We start from the raw sequence: 23,965 nt of genomic DNA, 5'->3' as shown, positions 1-23,965 counted from the left end.
GTGTTCGACCCGCGCGCTGCCTGCCGCGACGGCTTGTCCGTCGGCTGCTCGAGCGCTTGTGCGACCCGACCGGAGCCACCATGAATCTCAAGCGATTTCCCCGTTATCCGCTGACATTCGGTCCCACGCCGATCCAACCGCTCAAGCGCTTGAGCGCGCATCTGGGCGGCAAAGTGGAGTTGTACGCGAAGCGTGAAGACTGCAACAGTGGGCTCGCATTCGGCGGCAACAAGACGCGCAAGCTCGAATACCTCGTGCCCGAAGCGATCGAGCAGGGATGCGATACGCTCGTCTCGATCGGCGGCATTCAATCGAATCAGACACGGCAAGTCGCCGCGGTGGCGGCACACCTAGGGATGAAGTGCGTGCTCGTCCAGGAAAACTGGGTCAACTACTATGACGCGGTCTACGACCGCGTCGGCAACATCGAGCTATCGCGCATTCTCGGGGCCGACGTGCGTCTCGTGCCGGACGGTTTCGATATCGGTATCCGCAAGAGCTGGGAGGATGCGCTCGAAAGCGTACGGGCCGCCGGCGGCAAACCGTATGCGATTCCCGCGGGGTGTTCCGAGCATCCGCTCGGCGGCCTCGGCTTCGTCGGATTCGCGGAGGAGGTGCGCGAACAAGAAGCCGCGCTCGGATTCAAATTCGATTACATCGTCGTGTGTTCGGTGACCGGCAGCACCCAGGCGGGTATGGTGGTCGGCTTCGCGGCCGACGGGCGTGCCGATCGCGTCATCGGCATCGATGCGTCCGCCAAGCCCGAAGCGGCGCGCGCGCAGATTGCACGGATCGCCGAACATACGGCCGAACTCGTCGGGCTTGGCCGTCCGATTGTCGCCGGCGATATCGTGCTCGATACGCGTTACGGCGGGCCAGAATATGGGCTGCCGAACGAGGGCACCCTCGAGGCGATTCGGATGTGCGCCCGCTACGAGGGGATGCTGACCGACCCCGTCTATGAAGGCAAGTCGATGCACGGCATGATCGACAAGGTGCGGCTCGGCGAATTTCCGCCCGGTTCGCGCGTGCTGTATGCGCACTTGGGCGGCGCCCCGGCGTTGAGCGCCTATAGTTTTATCTTCCGTGAGGGATGAGGGGCGTACGACGGACTATGCTTGCCGCTCGACAAATCGCTCGCCCCAAGCGGCGAGCGCGTCGGTATAAAACGCGTCGAGCGATCGATAGCCGCGGGCGTCGGCTTTCAATTCGAGCCCCAAGTGCCGGGCCGCTGCCATGAGCGCCGGGAGCGGCTCGCTCGCATCGAGTTCGCGCGCGCCCGTCTGTTTGCTGAGTTTTTCGCCTTGTGCGTTGGCCACGACGGGCACGTGCAGATAGGACGGCGTCGGCACGCCCAGGCAGCGTTGCAGATAGATCTGGCGCGCCGTCGAGTCGAGCAGATCGGCCCCGCGCACGATATGGGTGATGCCTTGCGCGGCATCGTCGACGACGACGGCGAGCTGATAAGCCCATTGACCGTCTGCGCGCTTGAGCACGAAGTCGCCGACTTCGAGTGCGAGATCTTGAGTTTGCCGGCCTTGCCAGCGGTCCTCGAACGTGACGACGGCATCGGGCGCGTCCGGCACGCGCAGCCGCCACGCACGCGCGGGCTTCCCGTGCAGGCCTTGTCGGCAGGTACCGGGATAGGCGAGCGTCGTGTGCCGGGCATGAGCGTTTGCGAGTGAATCGGCGATTTCCTTGCGCGTGCAGCCGCAGGGGTAGACGAGCCCCGCCTGCTCGAGTTGCTCCAGCGCCTGCGCGTACAACGCTGTGCGCGTGCTTTGCCGGACGATGGGTTCGTCGCTTTGCATGCCGAAGCGCGCCAGCGTTTCAATGATGGCGCGATCGGCGCCCGGTATCGTGCGGGGACCATCGATGTCTTCGATCCTCACGAGCCATATACCGCCGTGCGCGCGCGCATCGAGGTAGCTTGCCAGCGCGCCGACGAGCGAGCCGGCATGCAAGCGCCCCGTGGGAGAAGGCGCGAAGCGGCCGCGGTAGGGTGTCCGCGGCGTTTGCGCGGGTGTTTCGGTCGGCCGCGGCGCGCCGCTCACGCCGCGCGTGCCGCGTCCCGGTCGGGATGACATGCGGGGCACGTCTTGCCGGGCGTGTAAAGCGGCGAGTGTTGGGCCTCGGGCGTCACGACGGCGCGGCAACCGAAGCATTGGACGGTCTCGGTCGGCTCGAGCCGGGGATTGAGCGCCGTACGATAGTCGAATACGAAGCATTCGCCGCGATAGTGCGCCCCGCCGACTTCCTCGAAGTATTTGAGGATGCCGCCCTCGAGCTGATAGACATGGTCGATCCCGGCCTCTTTCATATGAATCGCCGCCTTCTCGCAACGGATGCCGCCGGTGCAGAACGAGACGACGGTCTTGCCTTCGAATTCGTCGCGGCGGGCCTCGACTATGGCGGGAAATTCGCTGAACTTCGTAATCCGGTAATCGACCGCATCCTCGAACGTGCCGACGTCTACTTCGAACGCGTTGCGCGTATCGAGCATGACGACGGGGCGTCCGTCGTCGTCGCGGCCTTCGTCGAGCCAGCGCTTGAGCGTGGGCGCGTCGACCGACGGCGCGCGGCCGAGTTCGGGCTGGATCGCGGGCTTTTTCATCGTGATGATTTCGCGCTTGCGCTTGACGAGCATGCGGCGAAACGGCTGCGTGTCGGAAAAGCTTTCCTTGAATTGCAAGTCGGCGAACTTGCCCTCGAACAACGGATCGCCACGCAAGTAGTCGATGAATTCGCGGGCGCCCTCGGGCGTGCCGGCGATGAACAGGTTGATGCCCTCGGGCGCGAGCAAGATGGTGCCGCGTAGGCCGAGCGCCTCGCACCGCTCGGTGAGCTGCGGGCGCCAAGTGTCGATGGCGTCGATGGTGACGAAGCGGTAGGCGGCGAGATTGACGATGCGCATGATGGTGTCGCGATAATGAGTGCCGGTGCGCACGGCCCGATCGCACGGCTGCCCGCTCGGGGCGGCCGCGGTCGTTCGGGGGCGGGGCGGCGAAACCTCTATTATCCCGCAAACCGAGGGCGACTCGTCCTAGGCCATTTGGCGAGCGGTTCGGGCGAAGGCCGGATGTACAATATCGCCCATGTCAGATCCCCGCTTCGTCCATCTTCGCGTCCACTCCGAATTCTCGATCGCCGACGGCATCGTGCGCATTGACGACATCGTCAAGGCGGCGGCCGACGACGGCCAGGGCGCGCTCGCCATGACCGATCTCGCCAACGCGTTCGGTCTCGTACGGTTTTACAAGGAAGCCCGCGGCAAAGGCGTGAAGCCGATCGCGGGCTGCGACGTCTGGGTCATGAACCCGGACGATCGCGACAAGCCTTCGCGCTTGCTGCTCCTCGTCAAGGATCGGCGCGGCTATTTGAATCTGTGCGAATTGCTGACGAAGGCTTGGCTCACGAATCAGTATCGCGGGCGTGCCGAAGTCGATGCCGCGTGGCTCGATTCGCCGCTCAGCGAGGGTCTAATCGCGCTCTCGGGCGCGCAGCACGGCGACATCGGCCTCGCACTCGCGGCGGGTAACGAGCAGGCCGCCACGCGCCATGCGCAGCGCTGGGCCGCCTATTTCCCGAATGCGTTCTATATCGAGTTGCAGCGCTCCGGCCAGCCGGGCGCGGAAGCCTATGTGCAGCAGGCCGTGACGCTCGCGTCGGCTTTGAAATTGCCCGTGGTCGCCACGCATCCGATTCAATTCATGTCGGCGGACGATTACACGGCGCACGAAGCGCGCGTATGTATCTCGGAAGGCGACATTCTCGCGAATCCGCGGCGTCCGAAGCGCTTCTCGACCGAGCAGCGTTTTTGTACGCAGGACGAAATGGTGGAGCGCTTCGCCGATATCCCGTCGGCGGTCGCCAATACCGTCGAAATCGCGAAGCGCTGCAATTTGACGCTCGAGCTCGGCAAGCCGAAGCTGCCGCTGTTCCCGACGCCAGACGGCATGTCGCTCGACGATTACCTCGTGCAGCTGTCGAAAGAGGGGCTCGAAAAGCGTCTCGTCGAACTCTATCCCGACGAAGCGCAGCGCTCGCGCGAGCGCGAGAAGTACTACCAGCGGCTGGACTTCGAGTGCGGCACGATCATCAAGATGGGCTTCCCCGGCTACTTCTTGATCGTGGCCGACTTCATCAACTGGGCCAAGAACAACGGCGTGCCCGTGGGGCCCGGCCGGGGATCGGGCGCGGGTTCGCTCGTCGCCTATGCGCTCGGGATTACCGATCTCGATCCGCTGCGCTATAACCTGCTGTTCGAGCGTTTCTTGAATCCCGAGCGGGTCTCGATGCCCGACTTCGACATCGACTTTTGCCAGGAAGGGCGCGACCGCGTCATTCAGTACGTGAAGGGCAAGTACGGGGCCGATGCCGTTTCGCAGATCGCGACGTTCGGCACGATGGCCGCGAAGGCCGCCGTGCGCGACATCGGTCGTGTGCTCGATCTCGGCTACAACTTCACCGATGGTGTCGCCAAGCTGATCCCGTTCAAACCGGGCAAGCACGTGACGATCGCCGACGCGATGACGGAAGAGCCGCTGCTGCAAGAGCGTAACGACAACGAAGACGAAGTTCGTCAGTTGCTCGAGCTGGCCCAGCGCGTCGAGGGTTTGACGCGTAACGTCGGCATGCACGCCGGGGGCGTGCTGATCGCTCCGGGCAAGCTGACCGATTTTTGTCCGCTGTACACGCAAGGCGATGACGGCGGTGTCGTGAGTCAGTACGACAAGGACGACGTTGAAGCGGTCGGCCTCGTCAAGTTCGACTTTTTGGGGCTGACGACCCTCACGATTCTCGACTGGGCGGAGCGCTACATTCGCCGGCTCGACCCGACGAAAGCCGATTGGTCGCTCGCGCAAGTGCCGCTCGACGATCCCGCCTCGTTCGCCATCCTGAAGAAGGCGAATACGGTCGCCGTGTTCCAGCTGGAAAGCCGCGGCATGCAAGGCATGCTCAAGGACGCGCAGCCCGACCGCTTCGAGGACATCATCGCGCTCGTGGCGCTTTATCGCCCGGGTCCGATGGATCTGATTCCGAGCTTTTGCGCGCGTAAGCACGGACGCGAGGTGGTGGAGTATCCCGACCCGCGTGTCGAACCTGTTCTGAAAGAGACCTACGGCATCATGGTCTATCAGGAGCAGGTGATGCAGATGGCGCAGATCATCGGCGGCTACTCCCTCGGCGGCGCCGACTTGCTGCGCCGCGCGATGGGTAAGAAAAAGCCCGAGGAGATGGCCACGCATCGCGAGATCTTCGCGGAGGGCGCGGCCAAGAACGGCTTGACGCGCGAGAAGTCCGACGAAATCTTCGACTTGATGGAGAAGTTCGCCGGCTACGGCTTCAACAAGTCGCACGCGGCGGCCTATGCGCTGCTCGCTTATTACACGGCGTGGCTGAAAGCACACCACCCCGCGGAATTCATGGCAGCCAACATGAGCTTGGCCATGGACGACACGGACAAGGTCAAGATTCTCTATGACGATTGCAAGACGAACGGCATGGCTGTCTTGCCGCCCGACATCAATCGTTCGGCCTATCGTTTCGAGCCGGTCGCGGAGGCGGACGGCAAGCGTTCGCGCACGATCCGCTACGGCTTGGGCGCGGTGAAAGGCAGCGGCCAAAATGCGATCGAGGAAATACTGCGTGCGCGCGAAGAGGGCCCGTTCGTCGATCTATTCGATTTCTGCGCGCGCATCGACCGGCGTGTCGTCAATCGGCGCACGATCGAGGCATTGATCCGGGCCGGCGCATTCGATTCCATCCATGCGAACCGCGCCCAGTTGATCGCATCGGTGCCGCTTGCAATGGAGGCCGCGGAGCAGGCCAGTGCGAATGCGATGCAGGCGGGCCTGTTCGATATGGGCGACGCACCGTCGCGAGGGCACGAGCTCGTCGACGAACCTGCCTGGCACGACAAGCGCAAGCTACAGGAAGAGAAGACCGCGCTCGGTTTTTACCTGTCGGGGCATTTGTTCGATGCCTACAAGGACGAGGTGCGGCGCTTCGCGCGCATGAAGCTGGCCGACCTGAAGGAAGGGCGCGACAAACTTGTGGCTGGGATCATCGCGTCGCTGCGCACGCAGATGACCCAGCGCGGCAAGATGCTGATCGCGCTCGTCGACGACGGCACGGGGCAGTGCGAAGTCACCGTCTTCAACGAGCAGTACGAGGCGAACAAGGCATTGTTCAAGGAAGACGAACTGCTCGTCGTGCAGGGGCAGGCGCGTAACGATGCCTTTACGGGCGGCATCCGCTTTACCGTCGATTCGGTGATGGACCTCGAGCGCGCGCGTAGCCGCTACGCGCAGGCCGTGAAGGTGCGTATGAACGGCAATGCCGACGCGGGCGTGCTCAAGCGGGTGCTCGAGGCGCATTGCGCCCCGCGCGAATCGGCGCAAGAGGTCAACGCGGCGCTGGCCGCCGGGCCGTCCAAACGCGGCCCCGACGGTGGGCGAGCGCGTGTGAGCACACCCGCGCCGAACGGCCTGGCCGTACGCATCGCCTACAGCGCGCCTAGCGCGCAAGGCGAGATCGTGCTTGGCGACGCCTGGCGCGTTCGCCCAAGCGACGAGCTACTCGCCACGCTGCGCACCGAATTCCAAGGGACCGACGTCGAGATCGTCTATTGATAGTCGAGATAGGCACGAACCGCCGGCTTCGATCCTCGGTATGGCGTCCGGAGCGCGCCGAGGATTGAAGTAAACTGGCGGCTTCAGTATTGACCTGAATAGCTTGCTTCCCAGTGACTTCCCGATTGATCTTATCTAGGCCTCCTCGCAGCATCCTCGTCGTCTGCACGCGTCGTATCGGCGACGTCTTGTTGACGACGCCGCTCGTCCGGTCGCTGAAGGTACGCTGGCCGGATACGCCGATCGACATGCTGGTCTTTCGCGGCACGGAAGGCGTGCTCGAACACAACCCGGACGTGCGCCGGGTCATCACCGTGGCGCAACGCGCGCGGTTGCGCGAGCGGCTGGCCGATGCGGTCCGCATGTGGCGCCGTTACGATCTGGCCTGCGCGGCCACGAGCAGCGACCGGCCTCGCTTCTACAGTTGGTTCGCGGGCAAAAAGCGGATCGGGCTGCTCGATCCGGACCGGGTGACGCCGCTCAATCGGTTCATCCTCGACGGCTTTGCGTTGAGTCACAATCAAGCCGTTCACACGGTCGAAAGCAGCCTTGCGCTGGCGGGCGTGCTCGGTATCGAGCCGATCGCGGAAGTCGTGCCGCCCGGCATCGGCGCGGATCCCGTTCGCCGCGCCGCGTTCGCCGCGCGCTTCGATGCGGCGCCGGCCGCGTCGCCCGATCAGCCGCTCGCGGTGCTGCATCCGGCGCCGATGTTCGTCTATAAGCGCTGGCGGGTAGAGGGGTGGGGCGAGTTGATACGTTGGCTGCGTTCGCGCGGCTTCGCGGTTGCGCTAAGCGGCGGACCCGCCGCGGCCGAACGCGAGTACGCGCAAAGCGTGGTCGAGGCAGGGGGCGAGCCGGTGCTCAATTTGGTCGGCCAGCTCTCGCTCGGCGAAAGCGCCGAGATGTACCGGCGAGCGAAAATCTTTATCGGCCCCGACACCGGTGCGACGCACGTCGCGGCCGCAACCGGTACGCCGACGGTGGCGCTGTTCGGTCCGTCCGATACGGTTCGTTGGGGCCCCTGGCCGAAAGGCTGGCGTTCGGGTTCCAATCCTTGGCCGCTCATCGGCTCCGGCCGTCGCGACAACGTCTACCTCGTTCAAGGCGAGGGCGAGTGCGTGCCCTGCAAAAAGGAGGGCTGCGAGCGGCATCTCGAAAGTACGAGCGAATGTCTCCTGACCTTGCCGGCGAGCCGCGTAATTCGCGCGGCAGCGCAGATGCTCGGGCTCGCTGAGCCGCTTTCCAGCGTGGATGGCGGCGTCGTTCGTGTCGATACGTCAGGGCTCGCGCGTGGGTCGGCGGGCGGTATTCGTCATTAGTAAGACCGATTGGCTCGGCCGTCTGTCATAATTTCGCCCCGTGCGGACGGCGCGGAAGGTCGAGCGTCCGCTCGGCGCGGCCCAAGGGGGCGCGATTGCCGAAAGCAGGCGGCCAATGAGGCGTCTTTGCGCGTTTTCTTGGTGCTGGAGCGCAGCATATATACTGAGCGTCGGAAACGGGTGCCTAGTTGATGTCGTGAGAGCGTCGCGCGTGCCGCAGTTAGCGACGTCGGGCGGCGGTTGGTCGTCTCTCCTGCTCCGTAACCTGTATCTAGATTGAGTTCGTCTGTGCGAGCGGCCGGCCAACATTGTGCATGATTCCTTCAAAGACTTTTGAAACCGGTAGTTGGCGTGTCGGCGAGGCGCTGACAGCCGTATTCGTTCTTGCATACCCATTCGTGACGCTCGCCGTGCGCGGCGGGGCGAGCGCGATGATGATGACGGCGCTGGCTCTCTCCTTGTCCGCGCTGATGTTGCGGCGCTCGGCGCCCGGCACGGCGAGGGTGGATGAAGACCCATTCGACCCGCTCGTTAAATTCATGTGCATTGCGCTCGCGGGTCCGTTGTGCGCGACGCTGGCGAGCGAGCTTTGGCATGGGCGATTCGTGCTCAACCTGCTCGATGCGCCGTGGCGTTTTTTAGCCGCCGTCCCTATCCTCCTCGCGTTGCGTCGGATGCCGCTGCGCGCGTTGCAATGGAGCGACTGCTCGTTCGCTATCGGTGCGATCGGCGCCCTCGCGGTGGCCTATGTGTGGCCGTTTAACGAGAGTACGCGGCTGCGGCTCCCGTTTCTCGATTCGATCCATTATGGCGACATCGCCTTGGTCATGGGCTTGCTCTCCGGCCTGTCGATCGACTGGTGGCGCAAGGATCGTCTTTCGATACGTTTGCTGAAGGTCGTCGGGCTGCTCGCCGGGCTCGCTGCCTCGGTGCTATCGGGCTCGCGCGGCGGATGGCTCGCTTTGCCCGTGATCGTCCCGCTTGTCGTCTATGTCTACGGTCGGGAAAAGTCGCGTTCGTGGCGGATCGCGGTGCTGTTGGCGATGTTCTTCGCGCTGATCGCGGTTTGTGCGGTGTCACGCGAGGTGCAGCACCGATTGTTCGACATTTGGTCCGACATCGTTCAGTACTCGCACGGCCATAAAGACACGTCTACGGGGCTTCGGCTCCAACTATATAGCGCCGCGATTTCTCTGACGTGGCACCACCCGCTGTTCGGCGCTGGTCCGAACGGTTTCGCCAACGCGATGCCGGCGTTCGAGCGCTCCGGCGCAATCACGCCCGCAGCTGCGGCGGTCGGCTATGGCGAGGCACACAATCAACTGCTTGCCGATACGGCCAATTACGGCATGATCGCCGGCCTCGCGGGCATTGCGGTCCACTTCATGCCGGGATGGCTGTTTGCACGTCACTTGAAGGCGCGCTCGCACGCGGTACGCGGAGCAGCTGTGCTGGGACTCACGTTTGTCGTTTCGTTTTTCGTGTTCGGGCTCACCGTCGAGACGTTCGACCTGAAGATGGTCGTCTCGTTTTACGCTTCCATTGTCGCCATCTTGGCCGGCATCGTCATTTCGCCCGCGGCGTCTCGCGCGACGCGGTTCGGTAACCCTTCCTCAATCAACGGCGCCTAATCGCAATGTTCAGCATCCTGATCCCGTCTTGGAATAACTTGCCGTACCTGAAGCTGTGCATCGACAGCATTCGGCGTCATTCGGCTTTCGATCACGAGATCATCGTCCACGTCAACGAAGGAACGGACGGCACGCTGAAGTGGGTGCGCGAGCAAGGGATTCGCCATACGGCGAGCCGCGGCAACGTCGGTGTATGCGTGGCCATGAACGATGCGGCGCGGCTTGCCACGCGCGAGTGGATCCTGTTCATGAACGACGACATGGTGTGCCTGCCCGGCTGGGATAAAGCGCTCTACGCGGCCGCGCAGGAAATCGGCGAAAGCGTACCGATGTACCTGTCGGCGCAATTGATCGAGCCGATCGGTACGAGCAACACGCAAGTGACGGTCGCCAATTACGGGACGACACCGGAAAACTTCGACGAACCCGGCCTGCTCGCGTTCGGCGCGGGGCTGAAGTCGGTCGATCGGCATGGCTTCGCCGCTCAGCCGATGCTTACGCAGACGCGCCTTTGGCATATGGTGGGCGGCTATAGCATCGAATTCGGACCCGGCATGAGCAGTGACGACGATTTCCTCATGAAGATCTGGCTTGCCGGTTGCCGGACGTTCCGCATCGTCGCCGGATGTCACCTTTATCACTTCGCCTGTGCGACGACGCGCCGCGTTCGCCGCAACAAGGGCGGGCGTACGTTTATTTTGAAGTGGGGCATCTCTCAGCAGGCGTTCGTCCGCGACTATGTCCGCAAGACCGGGGAGGCGAATGCGCAATCGCTGCCCAACATCCCCGAGCCGACCTTTGCGGGAAGGATCAAGCGCGCCGTGTACGCACTCGCTCCCCGGTATCCGCTTGGCGATCTGCGCAATTGGGAACCGGATTTGCCGCGGCAGATCGCGATGAACCCGGCACTCGGCGAGCACATCGCCGCCGAATGATGCGGTGACGCGTTCGTTACAACGAGCGCGTCACCCCGCTGCGGTCAACTCTTCCAAGCCTTCTTGCGCTCGCGTGCTGCGATCGGCTAGACGGGCGAGCACTTTAGCGTGGTTGGGGCCCTCGCTTCCGCGCGAGGCTTCCGGATGCCATAGGTGCAGCACCTCGGTGGCCCAAAAGCCTTTTTTACGAACGACGCCGGCGTTGTGCAGGCGGGCGACGAAATCGGCATCTTCATGCCCCCAGCCCACGAAGCTGCCGTCGAAGCCGTTGACGGCCACGACGTCCGACCGCCACGCGGCGAGATTGCAGCCCTTGATGCCGCGCCATACGAAGCCTTGCACGTTCCTGCGCGCCATGTCCGGGAGCCGAGCGAAGAGCGGTGCGATCTTATTGACTTGTCCGGTCGCGCGTTGACGTAACCAGAACGCGAGCGATTGCTCGGCGAGCGGCAGATGCCGGGCTGCCGCGAGCGCGGTGAGCCGCGGCCCGAGCAAGATGCGGCTACCCGTGACGACGGTGCGCGGCGCGGCCAGCGCTCGGTGCCTGGCCACGAAATCGCGCTGGGGCACACAGTCGCCGTCGAGAAAGATCAGGTATTCGCCGCGGGCCTGTACGATGGCTTTGTTGCGGATCGCGGCAAGGCGAAATCCGTCATCGGCATGCCAGACGTGCGTGAGCGGCACCGGCGAGCGGCGCTTGATGCGTTCGACGACCTCGCGCGTCGCGGGACCGGAGCCGTCGTCCGCGACGATGATCTCGAAGGCGCGGTCCGTTTGGGCGAGGCATCCTTCCAGCACCAACTCGAGCGCATCGGGACGGTTGTAGGTGGAGACGATGACGGTAATGAGCTTATCGTGGGTCATGCGCGGTGTCGCCCGAATCTTGCGCAAGCTCGGACATCAGCATGAGCTTGAGGTAACGATAGTAAGTGCCCTCGGCGGTAGCGACGGCGACGATGAAGCCCATTCGCCCATCGAGAAATCCGCGCCGCACGAAGTAGCTACGGACGAAGGCCCACACGCCGTGAGCGAGCGCGAGGCGCAAGCTGCCGCGTTTGCCTTTCGCGTGACGCTGCTTCGCACTTGCGGTGGAATAGGCGTTGAGCTTATCCAACGCCGATTCGAGGTCGTCGTACGAGTAATGGAGAAGCTGGCCGGCGAGCTGCGCCGGCTGCGCGTCGAAGACGAGCCGTTCGTGCACCAAGTCGTCCGAGAACCGCGCCGCGCCGCGTTTAAATAGGCGCGGTACCCAATCGGGATACCAGCCGCCGTGGCGGATCCATCGCCCGCAGAAGTTCGAGATGCGATCGAGCGCGTAGACGTCGGCGCGCGGCGTATCCAGCGCTTGCCGGATCGAGGCCGCTAGCTCCGGTGTGACCACTTCGTCGGTGTCGATGGATAGAATCCAATCGGTATCGAGCGCCGCCACCGCGCGATTCTTCTGCGGTCCGAAGCCCGGCCAATTCGGTTCGACGATCAAACGAGCGCCGTGCGCTTGGGCGATCGTGGCCGTCGTATCGGTGCTGCCGCCGTCGATGACGACGATATCGTCGGCGAACGAGAGCGCGGACAAACACTGCGCGAGACGCCTTTCGGCATTGAGCGCGATAATGGCGACGCCGAGCGTTGGGCGGCGGGGCGAAGCGGAGGTCGTGAGCGGCACGTTCAGGGATACGCTGATATTCAGCGGCGAAACGGAACGCGACAGTATACCCGCGGGCGATCGCCAGCCGCCGGGTTCGCGGGCGTCGCGCCGGCGCCGGCTTATAATAATTCGATTTTTCGGGCGAGTTGCCTCGTGTGTCCAGGCATGGGGCCGGGACCGACGGCGATTTGCCGCAGCAACAAGGAAACTCTTGGAAAACCGAGCCACTTTGAGAAAAACGATCGGCGGCGCACAAACGTCGTCGACGCCGGCCGTGATGCGGCGTTTGTGGCCCTATTTGAAACCGATCGTCTGGGTGCTCGTGCTCGCCGTCGCGGCGATGGGCCTGTCCGCCGCCACCGACGCCGGAATTCCGGCGTTGCTCAAGCCGCTCCTCGACCGCGGCTTCGGCCAGAACGCGAGCAATCACGCGAAGTGGTACGTCCCGGCCGCGGTGATCGGGCTTGCGATCGTGCGCGGCGTGTCCCAATACGCGTCGCAATACCTGCTGTCGTACGTGTCGAATCGGATCTTGCTGCAACTGCGGCTCGATATGTTCCAGCGCATGATCCATACGAGCGCGACGTTCTTTCAACGCGAGACGGCGAGCACGGTTATCAACGCGATCGTGTTCGAGGTCAATCAGATCCTCGGCGTCCTCACGAGCGTGATGGTGACGCTCGTGCGCGATTCGCTATCGGTGTTCTTTCTGCTCGGCTATTTGTTCTATTTGAATTGGCGTTTGACGTTGATCGTTGCGCTCATTTTGCCGGGCATCGGCTGGCTCGTGAGCAAGATCAACCGGCGGTTGCGCCGCCTCGGCCGAGAGCAGCAGACTCTGACGAACGAGCTGTCGTATATCGTCGAGGAAACGGTGGCCGGCTACAAGGTCGTGAAGATCCATAACGGCGAATCGTACGAGATGAACCGCTTCGCGGCGATGAGCCAGCGCTTGCGCGGTTATGCGATGCGCATGACGGTGGCGGGCGGGCTTGCGCAGCCGCTTACGCAAATCCTCGCCTCGTTCGCGCTAGCGATCGTGATCACGATCGCCGTCGTGCAGTCGGCGCACAATCAAACGACCGTTGGCGGCTTCGTCGCGTTCGTTACGTCGATGCTGCTCGTGATCTCGCCGCTCAAACATTTGATCGATGTGAATCAGCCGTTGCAACGCGGCGTGACGGCGGCGGAATTCATTATCGGTCTCATCGACGAGCCGCTCGAACCGGCCGGCGGCACGCGTTCGCTTAAGGCCGCGCGCGGCGAGATCGAGTTCGACGACGTGACGTTCGCCTATGGCGAGGTCGAACGGCTCACGCTCGATCATGTCTCGTTCGTAGCCAAGCCCGGGGAGATGATCGCGCTTGCGGGGCCCTCCGGCAGCGGCAAGACCACGCTCGTGAACTTGCTACCGCGTTTTTTTGCGCCGACGAGCGGGCGGATTCTCGTCGACGGCGTGCCGATTCAAGAATACGACGTGCACGACTTGCGTAGCCAGATCGCGATGGTGAGCCAAGATGTCGTGCTGTTCAACGATACGGTGGCTGCCAACGTCGCCTACGGCGGCACGCCCGATCGCGAACGCGTGCAGGCGGCGCTGGCGGCAGCGAATCTGTGGGATACGGTGCAGGCGATGCCCGAAGGTATGGACACGCACGTCGGCGGCAACGGCATGCGTTTATCGGGCGGTCAGCGTCAGCGGTTGGCGATCGCGCGCGCGCTCTATAAGGATGCGCCGATCCTGATTCTCGACGAGGCCACGTCGGCGCTCGATTCCGAATCGGAACGGCATGTGCAAGCGGCGCTCGAAACGCTGATGAAGGGACGCACGACGCTCGTCATCGCGCACCGGCTTTCGACGATCGAGCGAGCCGATCGCATTCTCGTGATGGAAGCAGGGCGTATCGTCGAACAAGGTAGCCATGAGGCGTTGCTGCAACAAGACGGCCTCTACGCGCATCTGCATCGCATCCAATACCAACAGCAGGCTGCTTGACGGCGAGTGCCCGACCCGCGCTCGGCGCGCTCGTCGTTGACGATCCACGGGGCATTTCATGTACGAAAAACTGTCGCAAGATTCGCAAGCACTCGAAGCGTTGCTCGCACTTACCGTACGCCATGCGACGCAAACGCTGGCCGGGCTCGACCGGCGAACGGTTGCGTCGGCGCCCGGCCCGGTGCAGCCGCAACCGTTGCCTGAGCACGGCGCCGGTTTCGCCGGCGCGCTCGACGAATTCGCCGCGCGCTGGGCGCCGGGCTTTTCGGGCAGCGCCGGACCACGCTATCTGGGTTTCGTCACGGGCGGCGCGACGCCGGCCTCGATCGGCGGCGATTGGCTCACGAGCGTCTACGACCAGAATCCTACGGCGGGTATCGACAGTTCCGCACCGGACCTCGAACGCGAAACCGTGGAACGGCTGCGGCAGTTGTTCGGATTGTCGCAGGTGCATCGCGGCACGTTCGTGAGCGGTGCGACGATGTCGAACTTCGTCGGGCTCGCGATCGGTCGCGAGTGGCTAGGCGAGCAGCGCGGCATCAGCGTGGCCGAGGAAGGCGTCGGCGCGCTCGGTCCGATTCATGTGCTGTCGGCGACGCCCCATTCGAGCATCTTTAAAGCGCTCTCGATGCTCGGAATCGGACGTAAGTCCGTGCAAAAGATCCCGACGCTCGAAGGACGCGAGGCCGTCGATCTCGGCGCGCTGGAAGCTGCGCTCGATCGGCTTCAAGGGCAGAACGTGATCGTCGTGGCGAACGCGGGCACGGTCAATACGGTCGACTTCGACGATCTCGCCGCAATCGCCGCATTGAAAGCGCGTTATTCGTTCTGGCTTCACGTGGACGGCGCGTTCGGCGCCTTTGCCGCGCTAGTGAGCGAGCACGCTTCGCTCGTGGCCGGTATTGATGCAGCCGATTCGGTTTGCATCGATCTGCACAAGTGGCTCAACGTGCCTTACGACTCGGCCGTCCAATTTTCCCGTCGGCGCGATCTCCAGGTTCGTGTCTTTCAAAATTCCGCCGCCTATCTGGGCCTGCCCGGAGACAATCCCGATTTCGTCCATTTGACGCCCGAAAACTCGCGCCGGTTGCGGGCGATGTCGGCCTGGTTCTCATTGGCCGCGTACGGGCGTGCGGGCCATGCGGAGATCGTCGAGCGCAACGTACGGACTGCGCGCGCCTTGGACGAGCACATTGCCGCGGATTCGCGATTCAAGCTACTCGCGCCGACGCGTCTGAACGTGGTTTGCTTCACGCTGGCCGACACACCGAGCGAGGCGCGCGTGCAAGCGTACATGCTCGCGGTGCGCGACCGCGGCGACGTCTTTATCTCGCCCACGGTCTATGGCGGGACATGGGCGTTGCGCGCAGCGTTTTCGAATTGGCGTACGGACGAGCGCGACGTAGAGCGCGTCTATGCATCGCTAGTCGCGGCATTGGGCGAGTAGGGCTTTTCGCCGCCGCTCGCCGTTCGGCTTAAACGCCGCCTGTGACGAGCGGCAATACGGTCAAGTCCGGGTGGGTGCCGTCGACGATCGTCCGACCCACATGCATGCCTTCGTCGAGCGCATCCGCGGCGCTCGCGAAGCCGACGTCGCCGTCGGCGTGAAAGGGCACCGCGTGACCCGGTAGCTTGGGATCCGCGCCCGGGTGGCACACGTAGCCGATGTAGGTATAAGGCTGCCGCGCCGCCGGCGACGTGCTTTCGTCGAGTTCGCGCAGGAGCGGGGCCACGTGCACTTCAAAGCCCTCGTATTGGGTCATTTGCCACAGGGCGTCTTCTTCTTCCGTCATCTCTTTTCTCCCGGCTTCGCAGACGGCGTGCGTCAATGCCAATGTCTGAGCTTGTCCCAAATCCGGTTGTTGTCCATGCGGTGCAGCCACCGGGCCCGCTGATGCTCGCGATGATAGTGCGCTGCAACAATGACGATGACGGCGATCAGCAGAATGATGCCGACGACGATGTCCGCGATCGATTCGGCCATGGTGGTCTCCTTGCTAGCTGCTACTTAGAAAATTCTAGGAGATTTCACCGCGAACGCGCGGGCTGCTGCGCATTGCCTTTGGTCGGTAAGCCCGCCCACCGGACGACTCGATGCGGCCCGAATTTAAGAAACGATAGCGCGAGTGCGCGTATTACAGCGGGCATTACACCTTTTACTCGGTGACACAAGTCATTGGCGAACGTCACGCGTCCGGCGGCCGTCTAACGAGGCAACAGGAGGAGCATCATGAAAAGGTCGTTCGTTATCCTAATGGTTTCGCTCGCGGCGGTAGCGGCGACCGGTTCGCTGTCGGGCTGCGTCGTTGCGCCGGCCGCGCCGGCGTACGGGTATGGCTACGACTACTACCAGCCTGGGTACGCGTATTACCCGGCGTATGCCGAGCCTTCGGTCGGTATCGGCATCGGGGTTGGCGGTGGATGGGGCGGTTGGGGCGACCATGACCATGGCTGGCATGGGCATGGACACGGCGGCTGGCATGACCGCCATTGAGAATAAGAGAGGGGCGGCATCGCCGCCCCGTTTCGTACGTGTTGTCGCCTGAACGATACGACGATTCGCGCGCGCAGACGCGCGGCGGCACTACATCAGAACGATGTCGTACTGCTCCTGGCTTAAATTCGACTCCACTTGCAGCGAGACGGGTTTGCCGATGAAATCGATGAGCATGGCCAGGTGCTGCGATTCTTCATCCAAGAACAAATCGATGACTTGCTGCGACGCCACGACGCGAAACTCGCGCGGGTTGAACTGGCGCGATTCCCGCAAAATCTCTCGCAGCACGTCGTAGCAGACCGTGCGCGGGGTTTTCACCTGACCTTTCCCCTGGCATACCGGGCACGGCTCGCACAGCACGTGTGCGAGCGATTCGCGGGTGCGTTTGCGCGTCATCTCGACGAGCCCCAGTTGCGAGAAGCCGTTCACCGTCGAGCGCGTGCGGTCGCGCGCAAGCGCTTTCTTCAACTCGCCCAGGACTGCGTCGCGGTGCTCGGCGTTCTCCATATCGATGAAGTCGATGATGATGATGCCGCCGAGATTGCGCAGCCGCAATTGACGCGCGATCGTATGCGCGGCTTCGAGATTCGTCTTGAAGATCGTGTCGTCGAAGTTGCGTGCGCCGACGTAGCCGCCCGTGTTGACGTCGATCGTCGTCATGGCTTCCGTTTGATCGATCATCAAGTAGCCGCCCGATTTCAAATCGACGCGACGCGACAGCGCACGCTGAATTTCGGCTTCGATGTTGTATAGATCGAATAGCGGCCGCTCGCCCGTGTAATGGTGCAGCTTCGAACTCACGGCCGGCGTGAACTCGGCCGCGAATTCGGCCAGCATCTGGTGCGTTTCTCGCGAGTCGACTTGAATGCGGGACGTTTCGTCCGTCACGAAATCGCGTAAGACGCGCTGCGCCAAGTTCAAATCTTGGTAAAGCAGGCTCGTCGGCGGCAAACGCTGCGCCTGCGCGACCACGGTTGCCCAGGTCTTGCGCAAATAGGCGACGTCGCTGGCGAGTTCCTCGCTCGTCGCGTCTTCGGCCATCGTGCGGACGATGTAGCCGCCTTTCTCTTCGGCCGGAAGCACGGCCGTCAGACGCGCCCGGATCGCCTCGCGCTCCGCTTCGCTTTCGATCTTCTGCGAAATCCCGATGTGCGGCTCCTGCGGCAGATACACGAGCATGCGGCCCGCGATGCTGATTTGCGTGGATAGGCGCGCGCCCTTCGTGCCGATCGGGTCTTTGATTACTTGCACCGTCAGCGTTTGGCCCTCGAAGACGATCTTCTCGATAGGCTGTTGCGGGCTCGCATGTTCGCCGGCCAAGCGAGGATGCCAAATGTCGGCCACATGCAGAAACGCGGCGCGCTCGAGCCCGATGTCGATGAACGCCGACTGCATGCCGGGCAGCACGCGCACGACCTTGCCGAGATAAACGTTACCCACACGCCCGCGCGAGAGCGTGCGCTCGACGTGCAACTCTTGCACGGCGCCTTGCTGGATCAGTGCGACTCGCGTTTCCTGCGGCGTGACATTGATTAGGATTTCTTCGTTCATGTCGGCGGCTTCAGAAGTCGACGCGCGCCTGACGCAGCAGCGCAGCGGTCTCAAATAGGGGCAGACCCATGATACCCGAATAGGATCCCTCGATTCGCTCGATGAACTCGGCGGCGCGGCCTTGAATGCCGTAAGCGCCGGCCTTGCCGAGCGGCTCGCCGGTCATGGCGTAGCGCGTGAGCCTCGTCAGCGGGACGTTCGCGAACGACACCGTGGAGCGCGAGAGCGCGGCAGGGAGCACGGTGCCGTCGGCATCTACCACCGCCAGGGCGGTCAGGACCTCGTGTTCGCGCCCCGCGAGGCGCGCCAGCATTTGCACGGCGTGTTCGACGTCGTTCGGTTTGCCGAGGATCGCGCCGTCGATCGTGACCGTCGTATCGGCTACGAGGATCGGCGCGCGGGCATGGCCGCTTGCTTCGAGTCGCGCGCGGGCGGCTTCGGCCTTGGCCACGCAAACGCGCACGACGTAGGCGTGCGCTTGTTCGTCGGCGAGCTCGGCTTCGAGCGCCTCGGCGTCTTCGTCGGGGCGGGGGAGCAGCAATTCGAAGCGAACGCCGAGTTGCGCCAGCAATTCTTGCCGGCGCGGGCTCTGCGACGCGAGATAAACGAAAGGATAGGAAGACGGGCGGGTATTCGGCTGCGGCATGTGTCGTTCTCGTTGGGCGTAGGCGCCCGGTTTCACGAAAACGGACGCCGCATCAGACGCGGTGATAAGGGTGATTCTGCGTGATGCTCCACGCGCGGTAAAGCTGTTCAGCAAGCAGTACCCGAACCATGCCGTGCGGCAGCGTGAGGCTCGAGATACGCAACAGCAACTCGGCGCGCGCCTTGATCTGCGGATCGAGGCCGTCGGCGCCGCCGATCACGAAGGCGACGTCGCGGCCTTCGCGTTGCCAGTCGGGCAGGGCGGCGGCCAATTGCATCGTCGTCCAGTCGCGCCCCCGCTCGTCGAGCGCGACCACGAGCGCGGCTTTGGGCAGGGCCGCTTCGATACGCTGCGCTTCCGCCGCCATCACGCTCTGCGCGGAGCGGCCGCCCGTTCTTGCTTCGGGCTTGATCTCGCGTAGCTCGATCCGCAATTCGGGCGGCATCCGCTTCGCGTATTCGTCGAAGCCGGCGCAGATCCAGTCGGGCATCTTATGGCCGACGGCCAAAATATGGAGTTTCATCGCGTCGAGCGAGGCGGAAAACGGCCCGCTGATAGACGGGCGCGTCAGTCCTCGTTATTTGGCGCTCGTCTTACGCGCAGGGCTTTTGCGCGCAGGGCTCTTGCTCGCGGGGCTCTTGCGGGCCGGGGCCGGGGCCGCGGCTGCGCTTTTGCGCGCTGGCTTGGCGGCGGGCTCGTTGTCTTCGTCCTCGTCGTCGTCTTCCGGTTCGCTCGCACGCGCGCCGCCGAACGGGCTCGTGTTCGTAAGCTTGACGCGCACGGGCTTATCGCCCCAAATTTCCTCGAGGTTGTAGTACTGGCGCAGCGCCGGCTGCAAGATGTGCACGACGGCGTCGCCGCAATCGACGAGCACCCATTCGCCGATGTCCTCGCCTTCGGTGCTGACGATTTCGCCGCCGGCTTCCTTCACCTTTTCGCGGACGCTGGAAGCCAGCGCCTTCGTCTGCCGGTTGGAGTTGCCGCTCGCCACCACGACGCGGTCGAACAGCTCCGTCAGATGGCTCGTGTTGAAGACTCGGATGTCTTGCGCCTTGACGTCTTCGAGACCGTCTACGATCGCGCGCTGGAGTTTGCGAATATCCATGGTTACGGGTGATACAAATGATGTTGAAGAATGTAGTCCCAGACGGCCTCGGGGATCGGTTCGACGGCCGGCGCCGTGCCTGACGGCGCCGCCGTTTTTTGCGCAAGCCGCGCTTTCACGTGAGCGCGGATGTCGGTGGCCGAGACATCCAGCGCGAGTGTATCGTCGACGAGCAGGTGCCCTGCGCGGGTGGCGCGTAGCGTTGCCGCATCGGCGCGGCGCGGACCGAGCTCGACCGCCAGCGCGGGCGCGAGGCTCGTCAAGTCGAATCCTGGCCGCGTCGCCGCGCATACGTGCGTGAATTCGAACAATCGGCGCCAGTCGCGCCACGTATCGAGCCGCAATAGCTGATCGGCTCCGATCAGCAGCGAGAGCGAGGCGTTACCGCCTTCGCGCGCTCGCCAGCGCGAAACCGTTTCGACCGTATAGGTAGGGCCGGCATGCTCGATTTCGTCGGTCGCCACCGTGACGGCCACGCTGGGCAAATCGAGCGAGGCGGCGGCCGCGCGCGTCATCGCCAAGCGGTGCGATGCCGCGGAAACGCCCGTTTTCTGATACGGCTGGCCGGCCGGCAGCAGCACGAGTTCCGTCAGTTGCAGCAAATCGGCGAAGCGCCGCGCCAGCGCAAGATGGCCGTTGTGGATCGGATCGAACGTGCCGCCGAGCAGGCCGACACGGCGCGGCAGCATCGGCCGCGCGTCGGATGCGCGGCTAGGCGTGGCGGAAGCGGTCGAGATCAGATGTCGGTCCTCGTTGAGCGGTCGCGGTTCATTCGAGCCAGTCGCGCGGCTGTAGAAAGTCGCTGTAAAGACGCGCCTCGGGCGAGCCTTGCTCGGGTTGCCAATCGTAGCGCCAGTTCGCAACGGGAGGCATCGACATCAAAATCGACTCGGTGCGCCCGCCGCTTTGCAGCCCGAATAGTGTGCCACGGTCATATACGAGGTTGAATTCGACATAGCGGCCGCGGCGATAGCCCTGGAAATCGCGTTCGCGTTCACCATAGGGGGTCGCACGCCGTTTTTCGAGCAGCGGAAGGTACGCATCGACGAACGCATCGCCCACGCTGCGGACCATCGCAAACGAGTGCTCGAATCCGAGTTCGTCGAAATCGTCGAAAAAGATGCCGCCGACGCCGCGCGTCTCGTTGCGATGCTTCAAGAAGAAGTAGTCGTCGCACCAGCGCTTGAAGCGCGGATACAGTTCCGAGCCGAACGGCGCCAGCGCGTCGCGGCAGACGCCGTGGAAATGTACCGCGTCTTCCTCGAAGCCGTAATACGGCGTCAGATCCATGCCGCCGCCGAACCAGAACACCGGCGCTTCGCCTTCCTTGGTGGCGGCGAGCATCCGCACGTTCATGTGCGCGGTCGGGCAATACGGATTGCGCGGGTGCATGACGAGCGAGACGCCCATCGCTTCGAAGCCGCGCCCGGCCAAGTGCGGCCGCAAGGCGGTGGCCGATGGGGGCAGTTTGTCGCCGGCTACATCCGAGAACCCCACGCCGCCGCGTTCGATCAGTGCGCCGTTTTCCAAAATGCGCGTGATGCCGCCCCCGCGCAGGCGCTCGCCGGCCGGTCGTTGCCACGCATCGGTCCCGAACGGCGTACCGTCGAGCGCGCCGAGCGCATCGGCAATGCGCGTTTGCAGCCCTTGCAGGTAGCTGCGCACTTGGGAGACATCGTAGGTCGTGTCGGACATGATAGGACGCACGCGAAAGTGACGAAAACCGGGCCTGAACACGGTCAGGCCCGGATCGAACGACGCACTCTTGCGAGTGCGCTCAGTGCTTGCGGTTCAGAGCGCGATAGCCGATGTCGCGACGATACTGCATACCGTCGAACGAAATCTGGTTAATGGTCTCATAAGCCTCCGATTGCGCGCCGCGCACGGAATCGGACAAGCCGACCACGCAAAGCACCCGCCCACCCGAGGTTAGCAGCTTGCCGTCGACGAGCGAGGTGCCGGCATGGAACGTGACCGCGGTGTCGGTCTCCGCCGGAATCCCGTTGATTCGATCGCCCTTGCGCGGCGTATCGGGGTAATTGTGCGCCGCGAGCACGACGCCGAGGGCAGTGCGCCGGTCCCAAGTCAATTCGACCGTATCGAGCGTGCCGGCGATGGCCGCCTCGAGCACCTTCGAGAAATCGCCCTTCAAACGGGCCATGATCGGCTGCGTTTCGGGGTCGCCCATGCGGCAGTTGAACTCGAGCGTCTTCGGATTGCCTTCGCTATCGATCATGAGGCCCGCGTAAAGGAAGCCCGTATAGCGGATCCCTTCCTTTTCCATGCCGCGTACGGTGGGCAAAATGATCTCGCGCATGACGCGAGCGTGCAGTTGCGGCGTGACGATCGGCGCCGGCGAATAGGCGCCCATGCCGCCCGTGTTCGGGCCCTGATCCTCGTCGAGCAGACGCTTGTGGTCTTGGCTCGAGGCGAGCGCCAGCACATGCTTGCCGTCCACCATGACGATGAAGCTCGCTTCCTCGCCGGCCAGGAACTCTTCGACGACCACGCGCGCGCCCGCGTCGCCGAGCTTGTTGTCGGCCAGCATCATGTCGATGGCTGCGTGGGCTTCGTCGAGTGTTTGCGCAACGACGACGCCTTTACCGGCGGCCAGGCCGTCGGCCTTGATCACGATCGGCGCGCCCATGCGATCGACGTAGGCGTGAGCGAGCGCGGCGTCGGAGAACGTTTCGTACTCGGCCGTGGGGATGCCGTGGCGCTTCATGAACGCCTTGGCGAAGTCCTTCGAGCTTTCCAGCTGGGCCGCTTCCTTCGTGGGGCCAAACACCTTCAAACCCCGCTGGCGGAACACGTTGACGATGCCCCCGGCGAGCGGCGCTTCGGGGCCGACGACGGTCAGTGCGATCTGCTCTTTCTCCGCGAAATCGGCTAGCGCGTTCAGATCGGTGATGTCTACGTTGCGCAAGCGCTCGTCGCTCGCCGTGCCGCCGTTGCCGGGCGCGACGTAGACGAGTTGCACGCGCGGCGATTGCGCGAGCTTCCAGGCGAGCGCGTGTTCGCGACCGCCGCCACCGACGACGAGTAGTTTCATATGATGGTTCCCCGAAGACATAAAAGAGGGGCGGCCGGCGCATTGAGCCCGGCCGCGATGTCGTTGCCCTGCACGCCAGGCGCCCGCTGCCGGCTTCGCGGCGGACGCGGCGCGCGATGCATCCCTTACTCGTCCGCGATCGACGCGTTCGTGTAAACCTCTTGCACGTCGTCGAGATTTTCGAGCGCGTCGAGGAGCTTTTGCATCTTCACGGCATCTTCGCCCGCGAATTCGACTTCCGTCTGCGGCTTCATCGTCACTTCGGCGAGTTCGGCCTTGAAGCCGGCTGCCTCCAGCGCTTGCTTGACCTTGGAGAAGTCGTTCGGGCCGCAGAGCACCTCGACGCTGCCGTCCTCGTTCGTGACGACGTCGTTGGCGCCGGCTTCGAGCGCGGCTTCCATCAGCGTGTCCTCGGGCGTGCCCGGCGCGAACAGGAATTGGCCGACGTGATCGAACAGGAACGACACCGAGCCGTCCGTGCCCATGTTGCCGCCGAACTTCGAGAATGCGTGCCGCACTTCGGCGACGGTACGCGTGCGGTTGTCGGTCATCGTGTCGACGATGACGGCCGCGCCGCCGATGCCGTAGCCTTCGTAGCGGATTTCCTCATAGTTGGCACCGTCGACACCGCCCACGCCGCGCTGGATCGCACGGTTGATGTTGTCCTTGGGCATGTTGGCGTCGTAGGCCTTTTCGACGGCCAGCCGCAGGCGCGGATTCGAATCGATCTCGCCCCCGCCCATGCGGGCCGCCACTTGAATTTCCTTGATCAGGCGCGTCCAGACCTTGCCGCGCTTGGCGTCGGCCGCGGCCTTCTTATGTTTGATGTTGGCCCATTTCGAGTGACCAGCCATACCTTTCTCCGTGGCGCGCGCCCATTTGGCACACGCATGATGCGTTTTGTCGATTGCGAATCGTTTGAACCGTGCGAGTCCTGCTGTGGTTCAGTTCGG

The 23,965-nt window shown here is 63.8% G+C and carries 22 protein-coding genes; 8 read left to right on the top strand and 14 right to left on the bottom strand.

The features are described from left to right. Window positions 1-80: 80 nt before the first annotated feature. Window positions 81-1,097 carry a 1-aminocyclopropane-1-carboxylate deaminase gene (locus AB1286_RS06555; protein ID WP_430362497.1) on the top strand — a complete coding sequence of 339 codons (1,017 nt, stop codon included), beginning with the start codon at window positions 81-83 and terminating at the stop codon, window positions 1,095-1,097. A 15-nt stretch (window positions 1,098-1,112) separates the two neighbouring features. Here the strand turns inward: AB1286_RS06555 and gluQRS are convergent, their stop codons facing one another. Together gluQRS and AB1286_RS06545 are read right to left on the bottom strand one after the other, a co-directional pair. Continuing rightward, the gene (gene gluQRS / locus AB1286_RS06550; protein ID WP_430362496.1) at window positions 1,113-2,087 is read right to left on the bottom strand and encodes a tRNA glutamyl-Q(34) synthetase GluQRS; all 975 of its coding nucleotides are present in this window, start codon (window positions 2,085-2,087) and stop codon (window positions 1,113-1,115) included. Next, window positions 2,051-2,914 (bottom strand): sulfurtransferase, encoded by an 864-nt coding sequence (locus AB1286_RS06545; RefSeq protein WP_430362495.1) that lies wholly within the window; start codon window positions 2,912-2,914, stop codon window positions 2,051-2,053. Before AB1286_RS06545 ends, gluQRS begins: the two co-directional genes overlap by 37 nt. A 172-nt stretch (window positions 2,915-3,086) precedes the next feature. Between AB1286_RS06545 and dnaE the strand changes: the two genes are divergently transcribed. The 4 genes from dnaE (at window position 3,087) to AB1286_RS06525 (ending at window position 10,520) form a co-directional block, all read left to right on the top strand. Next, complete coding sequence (gene dnaE, locus AB1286_RS06540; RefSeq protein ID WP_430365003.1) at window positions 3,087-6,635, top strand: DNA polymerase III subunit alpha; 3,549 nt, start codon at window positions 3,087-3,089, stop codon at window positions 6,633-6,635. Between the two features lie 125 nt (window positions 6,636-6,760). Beyond that, window positions 6,761-7,954, top strand: a complete 1,194-nt coding sequence (locus tag AB1286_RS06535) for a glycosyltransferase family 9 protein (protein ID WP_430362494.1) — start codon at window positions 6,761-6,763, stop codon at window positions 7,952-7,954. A 314-nt stretch (window positions 7,955-8,268) separates the two neighbouring features. Next, complete coding sequence (locus AB1286_RS06530) at window positions 8,269-9,585, top strand: O-antigen ligase family protein (protein ID WP_430362493.1); 1,317 nt, start codon at window positions 8,269-8,271, stop codon at window positions 9,583-9,585. Window positions 9,586-9,590: 5 nt separating this feature from the next. Continuing rightward, the gene (locus tag AB1286_RS06525; RefSeq protein ID WP_430362492.1) at window positions 9,591-10,520 is read left to right on the top strand and encodes a glycosyltransferase family 2 protein; all 930 of its coding nucleotides are present in this window, start codon (window positions 9,591-9,593) and stop codon (window positions 10,518-10,520) included. A gap of 30 nt (window positions 10,521-10,550) precedes the next feature. Here the strand turns inward: AB1286_RS06525 and AB1286_RS06520 are convergent, their stop codons facing one another. Together AB1286_RS06520 and AB1286_RS06515 are read right to left on the bottom strand one after the other, a co-directional pair. Beyond that, window positions 10,551-11,384 (bottom strand): glycosyltransferase family 2 protein, encoded by an 834-nt coding sequence (locus tag AB1286_RS06520; RefSeq protein WP_430362491.1) that lies wholly within the window; start codon window positions 11,382-11,384, stop codon window positions 10,551-10,553. After that, entirely contained in the window at window positions 11,371-12,183 is an 813-nt protein-coding gene (locus AB1286_RS06515) for a glycosyltransferase family 2 protein (RefSeq protein ID WP_430362490.1), read from the bottom strand. The genes AB1286_RS06520 and AB1286_RS06515 overlap by 14 nt, the downstream gene beginning before the upstream one ends. 193 nt (window positions 12,184-12,376) lie before the next feature. On the opposite strand from AB1286_RS06515, the gene msbA reads away from it, so the two are divergent. After that, on the top strand, window positions 12,377-14,161 hold the full coding sequence (msbA, locus tag AB1286_RS06510) for a lipid A export permease/ATP-binding protein MsbA (protein WP_430362489.1): 1,785 nt from the start codon (window positions 12,377-12,379) through the stop codon (window positions 14,159-14,161). Window positions 14,162-14,219: 58 nt separating this feature from the next. Then, window positions 14,220-15,608, top strand: a complete 1,389-nt coding sequence (locus tag AB1286_RS06505; protein ID WP_430362488.1) for a pyridoxal phosphate-dependent decarboxylase family protein — start codon at window positions 14,220-14,222, stop codon at window positions 15,606-15,608. Between the two features lie 28 nt (window positions 15,609-15,636). Here AB1286_RS06505 and AB1286_RS06500 read toward each other — a convergent pair whose 3' ends face one another. Beyond that, the gene (locus tag AB1286_RS06500; protein WP_430362487.1) at window positions 15,637-15,954 is read right to left on the bottom strand and encodes a hypothetical protein; all 318 of its coding nucleotides are present in this window, start codon (window positions 15,952-15,954) and stop codon (window positions 15,637-15,639) included. Window positions 15,955-15,986: 32 nt separating this feature from the next. Continuing rightward, window positions 15,987-16,145: a hypothetical protein gene (locus AB1286_RS06495; protein ID WP_430362486.1), complete on the bottom strand. Its 159-nt coding sequence runs from the start codon at window positions 16,143-16,145 to the stop codon at window positions 15,987-15,989. A 246-nt stretch (window positions 16,146-16,391) separates the two neighbouring features. Here AB1286_RS06495 and AB1286_RS06490 point away from each other — a divergent pair, with 246 nt between their 5' ends. Beyond that, a complete protein-coding gene (locus AB1286_RS06490; RefSeq protein ID WP_430362485.1) occupies window positions 16,392-16,655 on the top strand; it encodes a hypothetical protein in 264 nt (87 codons plus the stop codon). A 90-nt stretch (window positions 16,656-16,745) separates the two neighbouring features. Here AB1286_RS06490 and rng read toward each other — a convergent pair whose 3' ends face one another. The 8 genes from rng to AB1286_RS06450 all read right to left on the bottom strand — a co-directional run bounded on the left by rng (window position 16,746) and on the right by AB1286_RS06450 (window position 23,866). Beyond that, entirely contained in the window at window positions 16,746-18,209 is a 1,464-nt protein-coding gene (gene rng / locus AB1286_RS06485) for a ribonuclease G (RefSeq protein ID WP_430362484.1), read from the bottom strand. Between the two features lie 10 nt (window positions 18,210-18,219). Continuing rightward, entirely contained in the window at window positions 18,220-18,855 is a 636-nt protein-coding gene (locus AB1286_RS06480) for a Maf family protein (protein ID WP_430362483.1), read from the bottom strand. Window positions 18,856-18,907: 52 nt separating this feature from the next. Further along, window positions 18,908-19,378 (bottom strand): 23S rRNA (pseudouridine(1915)-N(3))-methyltransferase RlmH, encoded by a 471-nt coding sequence (gene rlmH / locus AB1286_RS06475; protein WP_430362482.1) that lies wholly within the window; start codon window positions 19,376-19,378, stop codon window positions 18,908-18,910. Window positions 19,379-19,432: 54 nt separating this feature from the next. Beyond that, window positions 19,433-19,960: a ribosome silencing factor gene (rsfS, locus tag AB1286_RS06470; RefSeq protein WP_430362481.1), complete on the bottom strand. Its 528-nt coding sequence runs from the start codon at window positions 19,958-19,960 to the stop codon at window positions 19,433-19,435. A gap of 2 nt (window positions 19,961-19,962) precedes the next feature. Next, window positions 19,963-20,649, bottom strand: coding sequence for a nicotinate-nucleotide adenylyltransferase (locus AB1286_RS06465; protein ID WP_430362480.1), 687 nt, complete (start codon window positions 20,647-20,649; stop codon window positions 19,963-19,965). Between the two features lie 79 nt (window positions 20,650-20,728). Beyond that, window positions 20,729-21,655: an oxygen-dependent coproporphyrinogen oxidase gene (gene hemF / locus AB1286_RS06460; protein ID WP_430362479.1), complete on the bottom strand. Its 927-nt coding sequence runs from the start codon at window positions 21,653-21,655 to the stop codon at window positions 20,729-20,731. 82 nt (window positions 21,656-21,737) lie between these two features. Continuing rightward, window positions 21,738-23,012 carry a phosphoribosylamine--glycine ligase gene (gene purD, locus AB1286_RS06455; RefSeq protein ID WP_430362478.1) on the bottom strand — a complete coding sequence of 425 codons (1,275 nt, stop codon included), beginning with the start codon at window positions 23,010-23,012 and terminating at the stop codon, window positions 21,738-21,740. A gap of 125 nt (window positions 23,013-23,137) precedes the next feature. Next, window positions 23,138-23,866, bottom strand: a complete 729-nt coding sequence (locus AB1286_RS06450; protein WP_430362477.1) for a YebC/PmpR family DNA-binding transcriptional regulator — start codon at window positions 23,864-23,866, stop codon at window positions 23,138-23,140. Window positions 23,867-23,965 lie beyond the last annotated feature (99 nt).

The organism is Trinickia sp. NRRL B-1857 (assembly GCF_050470685.1).
Lineage (GTDB): Bacteria > Pseudomonadota > Gammaproteobacteria > Burkholderiales > Burkholderiaceae > Trinickia.
This window is presented reverse-complemented; position numbering and strand designations above follow the sequence as displayed.

What these genes read in the sequence shown, in the direction of transcription:
- AB1286_RS06555 (WP_430362497.1), top strand. Translation starts at nt 81, where the DNA reads ATGAATCTCAAGCGATTTCCCCGTTATCCGCTGACATTCGGTCCCACG.
- gluQRS (WP_430362496.1), bottom strand. Translation starts at nt 2,087, where the DNA reads ATGTCATCCCGACCGGGACGCGGCACGCGCGGCGTGAGCGGCGCGCCG.
- AB1286_RS06545 (WP_430362495.1), bottom strand. Translation starts at nt 2,914, where the DNA reads ATGCGCATCGTCAATCTCGCCGCCTACCGCTTCGTCACCATCGACGCC.
- AB1286_RS06530 (WP_430362493.1), top strand. Translation starts at nt 8,269, where the DNA reads ATGATTCCTTCAAAGACTTTTGAAACCGGTAGTTGGCGTGTCGGCGAG.
- AB1286_RS06525 (WP_430362492.1), top strand. Translation starts at nt 9,591, where the DNA reads ATGTTCAGCATCCTGATCCCGTCTTGGAATAACTTGCCGTACCTGAAG.
- AB1286_RS06520 (WP_430362491.1), bottom strand. Translation starts at nt 11,384, where the DNA reads ATGACCCACGATAAGCTCATTACCGTCATCGTCTCCACCTACAACCGT.
- AB1286_RS06505 (WP_430362488.1), top strand. Translation starts at nt 14,220, where the DNA reads ATGTACGAAAAACTGTCGCAAGATTCGCAAGCACTCGAAGCGTTGCTC.
- AB1286_RS06500 (WP_430362487.1), bottom strand. Translation starts at nt 15,954, where the DNA reads ATGACGGAAGAAGAAGACGCCCTGTGGCAAATGACCCAATACGAGGGC.
- AB1286_RS06495 (WP_430362486.1), bottom strand. Translation starts at nt 16,145, where the DNA reads ATGGCCGAATCGATCGCGGACATCGTCGTCGGCATCATTCTGCTGATC.
- AB1286_RS06490 (WP_430362485.1), top strand. Translation starts at nt 16,392, where the DNA reads ATGAAAAGGTCGTTCGTTATCCTAATGGTTTCGCTCGCGGCGGTAGCG.
- rng (WP_430362484.1), bottom strand. Translation starts at nt 18,209, where the DNA reads ATGAACGAAGAAATCCTAATCAATGTCACGCCGCAGGAAACGCGAGTC.
- AB1286_RS06480 (WP_430362483.1), bottom strand. Translation starts at nt 18,855, where the DNA reads ATGCCGCAGCCGAATACCCGCCCGTCTTCCTATCCTTTCGTTTATCTC.
- rlmH (WP_430362482.1), bottom strand. Translation starts at nt 19,378, where the DNA reads ATGAAACTCCATATTTTGGCCGTCGGCCATAAGATGCCCGACTGGATC.
- rsfS (WP_430362481.1), bottom strand. Translation starts at nt 19,960, where the DNA reads ATGGATATTCGCAAACTCCAGCGCGCGATCGTAGACGGTCTCGAAGAC.
- AB1286_RS06465 (WP_430362480.1), bottom strand. Translation starts at nt 20,649, where the DNA reads ATGCTGCCGCGCCGTGTCGGCCTGCTCGGCGGCACGTTCGATCCGATC.
- hemF (WP_430362479.1), bottom strand. Translation starts at nt 21,655, where the DNA reads ATGTCCGACACGACCTACGATGTCTCCCAAGTGCGCAGCTACCTGCAA.
- purD (WP_430362478.1), bottom strand. Translation starts at nt 23,012, where the DNA reads ATGAAACTACTCGTCGTCGGTGGCGGCGGTCGCGAACACGCGCTCGCC.
- AB1286_RS06450 (WP_430362477.1), bottom strand. Translation starts at nt 23,866, where the DNA reads ATGGCTGGTCACTCGAAATGGGCCAACATCAAACATAAGAAGGCCGCG.